This window comes from Pseudomonas sp. RIT-PI-q, assembly GCF_001297125.1.
GTDB lineage: Bacteria > Pseudomonadota > Gammaproteobacteria > Pseudomonadales > Pseudomonadaceae > Aquipseudomonas.
The window spans coordinates 240423-253516 of record NZ_LHPC01000034.1; the positions used below are offsets into that span (position 1 = coordinate 240423).

Annotated in this window: 10 protein-coding genes and 1 pseudogene; 8 read left to right on the forward strand and 3 right to left on the reverse strand. The window is 48.5% G+C overall.

Features of this window, described 5'->3' with window-relative positions:
• The first annotated feature begins 43 nt into the window (after nt 1-43).
• The 3 genes and pseudogenes from AEQ67_RS18590 to AEQ67_RS35270 form a co-directional block, all read left to right on the forward strand.
• The gene (locus AEQ67_RS18590) at nt 44-979 is read left to right on the forward strand and encodes a LysR family transcriptional regulator (RefSeq protein WP_059405288.1); all 936 of its coding nucleotides are present in this window, start codon (nt 44-46) and stop codon (nt 977-979) included.
• A 562-nt stretch (nt 980-1541) separates the two neighbouring features.
• Nucleotides 1542-1817 (forward strand): formaldehyde-responsive transcriptional repressor FrmR, encoded by a 276-nt coding sequence (gene frmR, locus AEQ67_RS18595; RefSeq protein WP_059405289.1) that lies wholly within the window; start codon nt 1542-1544, stop codon nt 1815-1817.
• A gap of 64 nt (nt 1818-1881) precedes the next feature.
• Nucleotides 1882-2012: pseudogene (locus AEQ67_RS35270) on the forward strand (S-(hydroxymethyl)glutathione dehydrogenase); the annotation flags it as partial.
• A 52-nt stretch (nt 2013-2064) separates the two neighbouring features.
• Here AEQ67_RS35270 and AEQ67_RS33945 read toward each other — a convergent pair.
• The 3 genes from AEQ67_RS33945 to AEQ67_RS18610 form a co-directional block, all read right to left on the reverse strand.
• Nucleotides 2065-3018, reverse strand: coding sequence for an AraC family transcriptional regulator (locus AEQ67_RS33945; protein WP_082377886.1), 954 nt, complete (start codon nt 3016-3018; stop codon nt 2065-2067).
• A gap of 120 nt (nt 3019-3138) precedes the next feature.
• A complete protein-coding gene (locus AEQ67_RS18600; RefSeq protein WP_082377887.1) occupies nt 3139-4161 on the reverse strand; it encodes a nitrilase-related carbon-nitrogen hydrolase in 1023 nt (340 codons plus the stop codon).
• A gap of 1203 nt (nt 4162-5364) precedes the next feature.
• Entirely contained in the window at nt 5365-6765 is a 1401-nt protein-coding gene (locus tag AEQ67_RS18610) for an aminotransferase-like domain-containing protein (protein WP_059405291.1), read from the reverse strand.
• A 165-nt stretch (nt 6766-6930) separates the two neighbouring features.
• On the opposite strand from AEQ67_RS18610, the gene AEQ67_RS18615 reads away from it, so the two are divergent.
• From AEQ67_RS18615 to serC, 5 genes are all read left to right on the forward strand, one after another.
• The gene (locus tag AEQ67_RS18615) at nt 6931-8937 is read left to right on the forward strand and encodes a DUF2849 domain-containing protein (RefSeq protein ID WP_059405292.1); all 2007 of its coding nucleotides are present in this window, start codon (nt 6931-6933) and stop codon (nt 8935-8937) included.
• A complete protein-coding gene (locus tag AEQ67_RS33950) occupies nt 8924-9409 on the forward strand; it encodes a DUF934 domain-containing protein (protein ID WP_236710372.1) in 486 nt (161 codons plus the stop codon). Before AEQ67_RS18615 ends, AEQ67_RS33950 begins: the two co-directional genes overlap by 14 nt.
• A gap of 2 nt (nt 9410-9411) precedes the next feature.
• Nucleotides 9412-10827, forward strand: a complete 1416-nt coding sequence (locus AEQ67_RS18620; RefSeq protein WP_059405293.1) for a cytochrome ubiquinol oxidase subunit I — start codon at nt 9412-9414, stop codon at nt 10825-10827.
• 14 nt (nt 10828-10841) lie between these two features.
• Nucleotides 10842-11852, forward strand: a complete 1011-nt coding sequence (gene cydB, locus AEQ67_RS18625) for a cytochrome d ubiquinol oxidase subunit II (RefSeq protein ID WP_059405294.1) — start codon at nt 10842-10844, stop codon at nt 11850-11852.
• Between the two features lie 108 nt (nt 11853-11960).
• Nucleotides 11961-13055, forward strand: coding sequence for a 3-phosphoserine/phosphohydroxythreonine transaminase (gene serC, locus AEQ67_RS18630; protein WP_059405295.1), 1095 nt, complete (start codon nt 11961-11963; stop codon nt 13053-13055).
• Nucleotides 13056-13094 lie beyond the last annotated feature (39 nt).

Below are 13094 nucleotides of genomic sequence, written 5' to 3' on the forward strand. Positions count from 1 at the left end.
AGACTAGGAACGGCAAGGGGTTCAGCGCAAACGATGAATTGAAATGACCAAAATTAGCGTACGTAATATCTCTCGGCTCGATCTGAACCTTCTCGTGACTTTTCATTGCCTTATGAATGAAAGAAGTGCCACCCGAGCCTCGGCAATACTTCACGTGACTCAAGGCGCGGTAAGCTCTGCTCTACGCAGATTAAGAGATCATTTCGAAGATGAGTTATTCATTCGCTCGTCTTCTGGCATGGTGCCAACTCGTCGAGCATTGGAGATTGCGCCCCATGTGACGGAGGCGCTGTCGTCCATTTCGAGCATTTTGAGTTTAGAACCGGAATTCTCCCCTCTGGAGTCGAACTACATCTTTAATATAGGTTTGTCTGATGACATAGAGTCGTACATCGCACCTATTTTAGTAAAAAAAATAAGCACCGATAATCTGAATATCAGTTTTGCGTTCCATCAGTCTAATAGCTGTTTATGGAAAAAATCGTTGGAAGACAAGAATATGGATCTTGTTATTTGCAGCGAGCCGAAAGACATTAGTTCAAGTTATTCAACTTCTGTGCTGTTTTCCTCATCGTACGCATGTCTGTATCGTAATCGGGACAGTCCATTTAGTCAGGTGCTGACTCTGGATGAGTATTTTTGCGCGAAACATGTAAGGGTTTCCTTTGATGGGAGGCGTGGCTTCATGGACGATTTATTTGAGGCAGTCGGACACAAACGGCATGTTGTGGCTTCATTCACTCATTTCACCGGCGCGCTATCCACTCTGATGAATGTGGATGTGATTGCGACCATCCCGGCTTTTGCGGCCACAACCTATGCACAAATGATGGATCTAAATACGGCGCCGGTTCCGGTTCCCGTGCCATCCTTCAGATGTTTTATGGTTTGGGATATCGCCAAACACAGCAAACCACATCACTTGTGGTTACGGCACTTTGTCGCAGAGGCTGTGAGGGGATTTCCGGTCAAGGGCTAGGAACGATCACCAACTGGACAGGTTAACTTGGATGGAGGCGTTTTCATGGTCAGCCAGGTTTTTCTGTTTGAGGCAAATAGTGGAGGTGGGTATGCGTGTATGGCGCGACCTCTTATTCCGCCTTCTTACCGCCAGCCCATGGCCCTTTTCCCCTCGGGAACCGATCTTCCTCATCTCCATATTCGATCATGCCCTAAGAACCAACGTTGACTGCTTATTGATCTGAAAAATCTGAATCTGGATAGCTTCTGAATAGCTTTTAAGGGACAGAATCTCAATCTGGACGACCTACGAGTCCCGCTATAAGTACCCATCAATTCAGTATCATGCTAGCAGCGCTCATACTGATTCAGCGCCTATCAAAATTTTGGCTCGCGAAAACGGGCCTGGTGCCGTCTTCCGAGATAAAGGGGCAGGGCGCAGGGCTGCGACACGCCACTTCAAACAGGCCGATTCGGATCCTCCCTACCGGTATTCTATATACTCTTCCGTAGTACCTTCGGATACTCCCCACCAGTACCGGTGTAAGCTTCTCGCTTAACTCCGAGCGAGGAGCATCTGGATGCCACATACACCTGAAGAGAAAAAACGTGTACTGGCTTGGGTTCGCCGTGTTAGACGCCAGTTGGATGCGCTTGAAACATCCCTTGAAGAGGGTGCCGATTGCGCTCCAGTGCTGCAGCAGATCGCGGCGTTACGAGGTGCGATAAACGGCCTGATGGCCGGGGTACTGGAGAGCCACCTAAGGGAAGACTTCACGAGCTTAGTTGATACGACTGAAGCCCAGCGATCTTCGATTGACGAGGTCATTTCCTTGGTGCGCACGTACCTGAAATAAACCACCTCCGCGTCGTCGCGATGACAGCCTTGGTCACATGAATACATTCTTTGAAGAGAGTCATATGAAATCTCGCGCTGCAGTCGCATTCGAGGCAGGTAAGCCCTTGCGCCTCGGGAAATTGACGTTGCGCCGCCTCGAGCCGGTGAAGTAATCACTGACACGGGTGTCTGTCTCACCGATGCGTTCACCCTATATAACTAAATTAAATAGATGTGCTATATCATAATGGTTTGGTAAGGGAGCCTTAGAGCCCCCCTACGTAAGAGCTGTGCTGGCGGCGATACTGTCCAGGCCCAACGCCGGCAAATCGCTTAAAGGCGCGATTGAATGCAGCCTCCGAACGGTAGCCAACACAATCGCAAATTTCCCCGATGCTCATACGAGTCCGGCTTAGCCATTGGCCAGCCTGAATCATACGTACCCGCATGAGCAGATCACCCGGCGTTGTACCTGCGATAGAGGGAAAAAGCCGTACAAAAGTCGCGCGCGACATTTGGCAGTGGTTTGCCAGCTCTTCAAGCGTCCAAGGTTTTCCTGGATCCGTCAGAATGCCATGCAGGGCTTGGCTTAATCTTGGATCGGCAAGAAGCGCAAACATGCCAGGCATAACATGCGCTTGTTCAAGCCATGCGCGTAAAAGCAGGAGGAGAAGCGCCGACGCAAGATGTGAAACTACGGCACTGGCTCCGGGTAGTGCTTCGTTCGTTTCATCCCTCAGTAGGCTAACAAGGGCTTGAAGGCGAAGGAATTCATGACGCCCAGCAGTACTAATATGAATCACATCTGGTAGCGCATCGACCAGTGCTTTTGAACCTGGGGCTTCAAAGTGAAATTGACCACATAGAATTTCAGTGAGTGGGCCAACCCCGGTGTTTTCGGCATGTGTAACTATTGCTTCCTTATACACTGGATGCATAGGTGAATTCTCGACCGCATCCATGGTGTAAAGGCGGTGAGCATGACCATGCGGGAAAACTAGTACATCACCTGCACGTAATGTGATCGATTCGCGTCCTTCGATATCAACCAATGCTTCTCCTTCTACTACTAAATGGTAAGGGGCAACAAACGGTTTTTCCGCTTTATGAATCATTTTCCATGGAGCGTTGAATCGACAGCGAGTGTCTAGCTCTGTCCTGACTGGGTGAAGTAGGAGGAGCCGACTGAGAGCGTCATGAGCAAGCAATGGAGTTCCCATTTGATTGGCCGTGTGAAGTGTTCCAAAACCGAGCGCTGTCTGGTTTCGTAGGTACAAAACGACAACGCTCACTTGCCCATGCTAGGTCTAACCTCGGCTAGCATGGGCATTTATGGGTGATTATGCTTGCGATTCGTTTTTTGCATTCATGCCTTTAACGCCGCCGACGTCCAAAGTGTTAATAGGTTCTTCTTGCTCCGACGAATTCCGGATATGCGGCGTCTCCTTGCTATGAACCGTGAGACTGAACAAATCTGGACGCGAATAATGGCCAACAGCATCCATCATACGTTTACGACTTACGATATGAGAGAAATCCAAATCTGCAATCAGAATGCCCTCGCCATTGCTAATAGGGGGCGCGATATGCTTACCGTCGGGCCCGATGATGGCGGTCATGCAGCCACCACTGATTACCTCCAGCATTTGCGGATCGGTTGTAATGCTCTCCCTCTGTTCCGTGGACAACCAAGCCGTTGCATTAATGACAAAACAGCCGCTCTCTAAAGCGTGGTTACGAAGCTGCGCTTCAGTTTGATCGCTGAATGTCTGGCCAAACATTGAGCCAATGTAGCTAGAGATATGAATTTCTTCATGCTGGGCAATCAGCGAGAAACGAGCCAGCGGATTGTAATGCTCCCAACAAATCAGAGTACCTAATCGGCCGACAGTGCTGTCGACAACCTTAATGCTTGTTCCATCACCTTCCCCCCAGATCATCCGTTCGTGAAAGGCGAGTGAGATCTTTCGGTGCTTTAGAATAAGTGAGCCATCGTTGTCAAAAATCAGCTGGCTGTTATATAGGGTACCGTTATCACGTTCGGTTACACCCACTGAGACAATGATGTGATGATGGCGGGCCGCTTCGCTTAAAGCATCAACGGTAGGACTTGGGAAGCAGACCGCGTTCTCATACAGCCGACTGTGTTCCGCACCGATTGCTGCTGGTGGACGGACAACCGAAAAATAAGGATAATAAGGAATGAAGGACTCTGGAAATACTATTAATTGCGCTCCCTTGCTAGCGGCATCGGCAATAGCATTCAGAACATGCTGGACTGTTCCATCAATTGTCTTTAGGTCGGGCGCCATTTGAACGGCGGCGACGCGAACTGTTTTGGAACTCGATGAAGTCTGTTTCATTTTAACCGCCTTTAGGTGTGTGTTTCTAATAGTGTTATAGACTGAAAATTCTACCTACCTGGGCGCCATAACGCGCGGTAAGCTTAATGAATTGAGATCGAGTATTGCGTATGCACTTTAGGCTTGTTGGTTGATCCGTCCCATGTCTTAGAGGTTCAATTTATAGCTTCTGCGGATCAATTGTGACCGGCGTCGGATATTTTCTTAAAAAAGAGCAAATCTGAAACGTAAACAAAAGCTTATCAGAGCATTTATGTCTTCTTTCTGGTGTCCTACGATATCGCCTATTTACCTCATGTTTGGTGTGTCTGATACAGAGATGGATAGATATCATATTTCATTGGAGGTGGAGTACCGTCTTGCTATTCTGATGAGGGGCAGGGCGAAGCATTATTTCATTCATGGACTTTTCGGGATGTCGGAAAATTGGTTATATCAACTGCGCTATTTCTCTTCAAGCTCTAGCGTAATATGCATTACTTTGCCCTGAGGCGGTTTGTCGAAGGGAAACAATCTTTACTTCTCGCAATATCGAGATGTTGTTTGTCGCTGACTGATCATTTGATTAAAGTATCGTGTCGCTGTGTCGCTGTGTCGCTTGAAGAGCGAAGCTCGTGTAGCTATGGCTACAACTGCGCATCAGCCTAAGCGTATCGCACATTTGGTGGTGATGAATGCTAGTGTTTATCTTTTAAAAAAATCGAGATGTTAGAGTTAAGTTGTTTGAGATGTTGTCAAATGAAGAGGTATCTGTGCTCGAGCACTTATTGAGCTTATGGGGGTAGAGGTAAATAGCAGCGCGACGCGAAGTTTTCTGGCGTCCGGCAATACTATGGATGCTGAACACATCAAGCATCCATTTGTGGCGATGATCGACATGGATCTGCGTCTGGGTTTGTTAATATTCGTGCGAGAACCCATCGTTAAGCGGCACGTAGATAGTTATATTTCATCGTAGTGTATGGGCGTTATTAACAACTAAATACCATCGTCAACTCATGTGTCCGTCCCTTTTTTGGACGTTTACCCTATAAGGAGGATCCCGTTATTTTTAATACAAAGATCGAGCGTTTTTGTCACCATGAGGAAACATATATTGTAAATGACGCACTTATCGAGGCACCCGTTAGTTAATCAAAAACAACGCATGCTTTTTGATGTCTGATTAGCGTAGCGGGTACCCTCAGCCATAACATTTATTCTTTATACAATTGTGCGGGTACGACGCCGGTCTTCCATTAACAGACTCGAAATTTGTTGCAAGGCGTGGGCAAGATCAGATTGACTCGCAGCTCCCCCCATTGAAATCCTGACTCCATTTTCAGGATTCTCTTCGGCACTAAAAGCATCAGAAGTGGCTACAATAATGCCGCGTTGCTCCAAGGTATCCGCAAACACTTGGCGGTTCCAGTTTGATGGGAGCGCTAACCAAGTATGTAATCCGCTCGGATGAGAGCAGGCGTTTTTGGGAAGTATTGATCGAGCAAGCGTCTGTCTCGCACGAGCTTCGCCCTGAACTTCTAACACGATCTGCCGTGCAACTCCCGTCCGAATCCAATGCTCAGTTAAGCCATATAAAAGTGGCGAGCCTCCCATGCCAGAGGATCTGAGGCTTTCCAGGAATGAATTGTTTTCTTCACCCACTGGCATCAAAACAAATGATGTGCGCAATGTCGGCCATAGACATTTTGACAATGAGGCCATGTAGTATGTTCTCGCTCCCTTCGTAAATGTCACGAGAGGAGGCGGTGCGTCATTCAATAAGAACCAATAAGGGTCATCCTCAATGAGCGTCATTTTGAGCTTGAGAAGCGTATTAGCGATGTCCGACCTTCGTTTCTCCGGCATGGTACGAGTTGTTGGATTTTGAAGGGTAGGATTCAAATAAATGACTTTGGCGTTTGTAGTGCGATGCATTTCTTCAATGGATTCAGGCGTCGCTCCGTGCTCATCCACCTTAACTGTTACCGCATTAAGACCCAGTTTACGTGTTGCCAAAAGGAAGCCGGGATACGTAAGAGGCTCGCAGAGTACGCTTTCTCCCTTTTGAGATGTTGATTGTAACGCAGCATAGATTGCTGCTTGGGTGCCGGCGGACATCACGAGGTTGCCATTTGCAAGATCTCCTATTGCCGGTCGAAGCCAAGCTTGTCCTGCCTGTATCGCGGAGAGGTTTGAGTCACCCGTGTCATAGGCAGAAAGACGTCGATCACCTTGGCGTTTAAAAACCTCTTCCATGGCTGCAAGCGCAAGGTTTGCGATGCTCCTTTCGGAGGGTTGAGCTGGAATGTTCATGCTCAGGTCAATTCGTACTTCCCCCGCTGTTTCTTCTGTGCTGGTTACAAATGAGCCCCGACCGCTAAACGACGCGATCAGACCGCGATCGCGAGCCTCGCCGTAGGCGCGAGTGACCGTCGTCAAATCTACCCCTAGTGCGGTGGCCAGAATTCGCTGGGGTGGAACCTGATCTCCATGGGAAAGCTCGCCGGTACGTATGGCATCTCCGATGAGATCGGCAATCTGCACATACCTGGGCCCGGCGCCTGCTACTAGCGGCTTGACCCAACGGCATTGCAAACGGTCGTTCGGCTGTTGTTCTGACATTCCCACAATCTCCATTGTAAATACCATACGGTCTTGTTTATATTATGCCTACATTCGTAACTAAAATCCATACAAGTAATGACTGTATGGATATTGAAGTGTTTCGAGAGACGCTCATCAGGTTCGGGCGTCTTTATCGACTCAGTCAAGCTTTGGAGGTAGGAAATGGAGACGTACGTATTGATTTCAGCGAACCGGCTACGAGATGGTGTCGTGGTCTGGCTCGATCAGAATCATCAATGGGTGGAGGAATTACAGAGAGCCTGTGGATTCGACTCCAGCCGTCTGGAATCAGCCCAAGCGGCAGCAAGTCTGGCCGAGATGCTCAATCAGGTTGTCTCGTCGACGGAACACGCTGCCACCCTAGTCAACGGGTCGCCGATACCTTCGGACTTTCGCGAATTGATGCGTTCCCGAGGGCCATCAATCCGAAAGGACTTGGGTAAACAAGCCGGTGAGGAAAAGCTTCATCTTCGCGATGCACGGCCAGTTGTGCCCGTTGTCGAGGGTCGGGCAGGCATCTATCAATATGATGCCTCTGAGCGGGAGTTTTTGAAGAGTCGAGCTGCTCAGTTTGGGTTGCAAGTAGATCGACGTTTTACTGGTGAGCTCACTGAGGAAGAGTTCAAGGTCTTCCGTTTGATGAATGGTGTATACCTGCAATTGCATGGCTACATGCTCAGAATCGCTATTCCGTACGGAACGCTCAGCGCCATTCAGCTGCGGCAGCTTGCTTACATTGCTCGTAATTTTGATAAGGGTTACGGTCATTTAACAACCCGGCAAAATCTGCAGTTCAATTGGCCACATCTCTCGGATACACCTGAAATTTTGTCAATTTTGGCTGATGCGGATCTTCACTGCATACAGACAAGTGGCAATTGCATACGCAACGTAACGACAGACCATTTCGCCGGTGCAGCTGCTGATGAGGTAATAGATCCACGTGTCCACGCCGAGATCTTGAGGCAATGGTCGACTGAGCATCCCGAATTCACCTACCTCCCTCGCAAATTCAAGATTGCTATTACGGGTAGTACAGTGGATCGCGCCGCCGCCCGGTTTCATGACATCGGTATTCTCGCCAAGAGAAATGAGGCGGGGGAAGTCGGATTTCAGATCTACGCTGGCGGTGGGCTAGGAAGGACGCCGATTGTCGGAACAATGGTGCGTGAATGGCTACCGGAGCGCGAGCTTTTGCGTTTTGTTGAGGCCATCCTTCGCGTTTATAACGCCTTGGGTCGCAGGGACAATATTTACAAAGCTCGCATTAAAATTCTTGTCAAAGAGCTTAAACCAGGCAAGTTCATAGAGATGATTGAGGAAGAATTTGAAAAGCTTCCTAAGACTCGACAATACTTGAATCCTGAAATCGTTGAGGCAATTCGTAGCAGGTTTGTAGTTCCACAATTTGCAGTTCTCCCTTCAACCTCAAAGCTATTTGACATAAGGCTTGCTCAATCTTATTCGTTTCGACACTGGGTTGAAGCCAACACCCATGCGCACAAAATGCCTGGCTATCTGAGCGTGGTTATATCGCTTAAACCGCCCGGAGGTATTCCAGGGGATATCAGTGCGCAAGAGATGGAGACTATCTCGGTACTGGCGGAGCGGTACTCGCTCAACGAAATTCGGGTATCGCATGAGCAGAACGTAGTATTGCCACATGTTCAACTTGATGACCTCTATCCTCTTTGGGAAAAGCTGTATGAAGGCCTGCTCGCCACGCCAAACATCAACCTTATTTCTGATTCGATTGCCTGCCCGGGTTTGGACTACTGCAGCTTGGCATTAGCCCGCTCCGTGCCCATCGCGCAAAATATCGCATCGCGTTTCGACGAAGCAAAGCAGCGAGAAATCGGAGAGCTCAAGCTGAATGTCTCCGGTTGTATCAATGCCTGTGCACATCACCATGTTGCACATATTGGCATTCTGGGTCTGGAGAAGGGTGGAAAAGAGTATTACCAGATTACCTTAGGTGGCAGTGCGGATGAAAATGCTGCGGTTGGTAAGATTTTAGGGCCATCTGTGCCCTATGAGGATGTTCCATCGGTTGTCGAAACATTGGTAGATATCTACTTATCTAAACGGGAAGAGAGCGAACGTTTGATCGATACCTATCGACGCATAGGGATTGATCCATTCAAGGAGGCTCTCCGTGATTTTAATTGATAAGACAGGTATGCCTGTAGAAGACCAATGGATTTATTGGAATGAAGAGCAACATCCAGTGGATCCGCAACGGACAGTGGTTCGTCTAGATCAGTGGGAGGTGTTTTCATCACACGCGGGGGCGATGCCAGGTGGTCTGTGGCTCAGCGGTGGTGAAGATAATTCTGCGGTGTATGGTCTACTGGATCAGATTTCGCTTGTTGTTATCGAATTCCCAAAAACTAGGGACGGTCGGGGTTTTACGCTTGCTCGACTACTGCGCGAGAGACATAACTTCCCGAAAGATATACGAGCATCGGGTTCTCTGCTTCCTGATCAATTTTCTGCACTGATTAAATGTGGTTTTTCTGGATTACTGGTTTCTGACAGCGTTCCAATTCAAAGGTGGAAGGACGCAGCCAATACTCTTGAGTTGCGTCAGTATCATTCCAACACGCTGCTGGATCGCCTATTTCGAGGAGGCCAGATTTAGCTATGTTCACTTTAACAGCCTTGGAACTTGCAAGGATTCAATTTGGATTCACGGTATCGTTTCACATTATTTTTCCGGCCATCACGATAGGACTTGCTAGCTATCTTGCAGTCCTTGAAGGTTTATGGCTTCGTAAAAAGGAACAGGTATACATCGACCTTTATCAATTTTGGTCAAAAATCTTTGCCGTTAATTTCGCCATGGGTGTGGTGTCCGGATTAGTCATGGCTTATGAGTTCGGCACGAATTGGAGTGGTTATTCTAAATTCGCTGGGAGCGTTACAGGCCCCTTGTTGACCTATGAAGTACTCACTGCTTTCTTCCTTGAGGCAGGTTTTTTGGGGGTGATGCTCTTTGGTCGGAGCAAGGTGGGTGTTGGCCTGCATTACTTCGCCACGATCATGGTAGCGATCGGAACCTTAATATCAGCCACCTGGATTATCGCTTCCAACAGCTGGATGCAAACGCCGCAAGGCTATGAAATTGTGAATGGCGTGGTGATACCAGTCGACTGGATTGAGGTCATTTTCAATCCATCGTTTCCCTATCGACTGGCGCACATGGTCATTTCTGCAATGCTAGCTACCGCATTGTTTGTCGGCGCTTCCGGTGCCTGGCACCTACTTAGAGGAAATCGAACACCTACAGTTAAAAAGATGTTTTCAATGGCCATGTGGATGCTGCTTTTCACTGCTCCATTGCAAGTGCTCGTTGGTGATGCTCATGGGCTGAACACTCTAAAACATCAGCCAGCGAAAATTGCAGCTATTGAGGGGCATTGGGAAAACGAACCAGGTGCAGGCGTTCCACTGGTGCTTTTCGGTATTCCAGATATGGAAAACGAAACGACACACCATGCGGTTGAGTTACCCCACATCGCCAGTCTCATTCTCACACATGAGTGGAACGGGACAATTCCAGCGCTCAAGGATTTTCCACCTGAAGACCGTCCGAACGCTGCCATATTGTTCTGGACGTTCCGAGTGATGGTATGCCTGGGCATGTTGATGACTGTCTTTGCCCTCTGGTCTGTATGCACGCGATGGAGAGGTCAATTGTACGAATCTCGTGCACTTGCTCGATTCGCCTTGTTGATGGGGCCTAGTGGTCTGGTTGCCATGCTGGCTGGATGGTACACGACAGAAATAGGACGGCAACCCTGGGTCGTATATGGCCTCATGCGTACGAAGGATGCTGTTTCTAACCATTCGACGATGACTATGTCAGTCACACTAGGCGTACTGACGGTGATGTATACCTGCGTCTTCGGAATTGGTATCGCCTACATGTTCAGATTGATTAGACAGGGGCCTATCGAACACGACACTCCACCTGATGGAGACGCATTGGATCAACGTCCTGCCAGACCGCTATCGGCAGTCAGAGAGTCTCTTAAATCCAGTGTTAAATCTCACTAACGGAGGGAGCGAAAATGGGCATTGATCTTCCTCTTGTTTGGGTAATGATTATTGGGCTCAGCGTCATGATGTACGTGATCATGGACGGCTTCGACCTCGGCATTGGCATCCTCTTTCCGTTCATCAAGAATCGGGAACATCGTGACACCATGGTCAATACCGTTGCGCCGGTTTGGGATGGGAATGAGACATGGCTTGTGCTCGGAGGTGCCGGGTTGATGGCTGCATTTCCAAAGGCATACGCAATCCTGCTAAGCGCTTTCTATGTGCCTTTGCTATTGATGTTGGCAGGCTTGATCTGGCGCGGGGTGTCATTCGAGTTCCGTTTCAAAGCAAATGAAGAGCACAAGCCCTTTTGGGACAAGGCGTTCATGACGGGCTCCGTTGTAGCTGCCTTCTTCCAGGGAGTGGTTCTTGGAGCGTTCATCAATGGTGTGGACGTATCTGAGGACACGAATGTAGCTGAAAGCGTCATGTCCTGGCTGACACCATTCTCCATATTTACCGGGTTCGGGGTAGTAATTGGTTACGCGTTATTAGGGTCTACGTGGTTAATCTTGAAAACTGAAGGTCGGCTACAAAGGACGATGATACGCATCACTCGACCTATCATGTTTTCAGTAGTGGGCTTGTTCGTGATTGTTTCAATCTGGACGCCGCTTACTCATCCAGCCATTGCATCACGGTGGTTTAGCTTACCCAACCTTTGGTTTTTCTTACCGGTTCCGATTCTGGTATTGGCATCCACATACTTTATTGTGAAAACTCTAAAAGACGACCCTAAAACAGGGCCATTCATATGGTCTCTCGTTTTGATGTTCCTTGGCTATTCTGGGTTCGCCATTAGTGTATGGCCAAATATCGTACCGCCGAACATTTCAATTTGGAGTGCAGCAGCTCCGCCACAGAGCCTGGGCTTCACGCTCGTCGGTGCGTTGGTGATCATTCCCTTGATCCTTGGTTACTCGGCATGGGCGTATTACGTATTCCGAGGCAAAGTTAGGCCTGGCGACGCATATCACTAAAGATCATCACCTTCATCCAATTTTAGTTGCCACCATCAATTCTTAAAGACATACCACGGTTTTTGAGATTTGGTGCAACAGGTGGCAATGTTTCAGGAGTCCTATCAAATGGTATTAGCAGCAAGGAACTATAATTTCAGTGCAGGGCCAGCCGCGATGCCAGAGCCTGTTCTTAAACAAATTAAGAACGAGTTACTGAATTGGAAAGGGACGGGCGCTTCGGTAATGGAGGTCAGTCATCGCTCCGAGGTATTTGTTCAAATGGCCCGTGATGCTGAGCAAAATTTAAGGGACTTGCTAGGTATACCTTGGAATTACAAAGTGCTGTTCCTTCAAGGTGGCGGTACTTTGCAGTTTTCACAGATTCCGATGAATTTGATGGAGGATTCGGGGGTTTGTGATTATATTGATACAGGCTACTGGTCTCAAAAAGCCTTGGCAGCTGCCAGTCGATATGGAGACGTAAATATCGCGGCGTCCGCATTGCTGAGTGACTACAAAGCAATTCCGCGTGAACAGGACTGGAAGGTTTCGACTAATTCGTCGTACTTGCACTACACGTCCAATGAAACGATTGACGGACTTGAGTTTAAATGGATTCCGGAACTAGACAATGATATTCCGCTGGTAGGTGATTTTTCGGCAAATATTCTGTCTGGGCCACTTGATGTCTCTAAGTTCGGTCTGATCTATGCAGGGGCCCAAAAGAACATAGGGCCTAGTGGTATGACGCTGGTTATTGTGCGCGAAGATTTGCTCGGGCGAGCACATGCCCTTTGCCCTGATATACTAAATTACCAAGTACTGGCTAAACATGATTCAATGTTCAATACACCCAGTACATTTGCCTGGTATGCGGCCGGCTTGGTATTTCAGTGGCTTAAGTCGCTGGGCGGTCTTGAAGCTATGCAGACGAGAAACATACGAAAGAAGCGCATCCTCTATGAGCTAATCGACAGCAGTGACTTCTATGTTAATGACGTGGCTAGAGAAGATCGTTCGTCGATGAACATTCCTTTTCGTATTGCCGACGAAAAACTTGAATCGCTGTTTCTTGTCGGCGCTACGGAGCGAGGATTGCTCGGACTTAAAGGTCATCGAGCCAAAGGCGGTATGAGAGCATCGCTTTATAACGCGGTAAGCGAAGAAGCTGTTCGGTCCTTGGCCATGTATATGACCGAATTCAGGCAGCGGTTTGGCTAAAAGCTAATGACGAGTCAGGTCGGCGATAAAAGCTGCCGG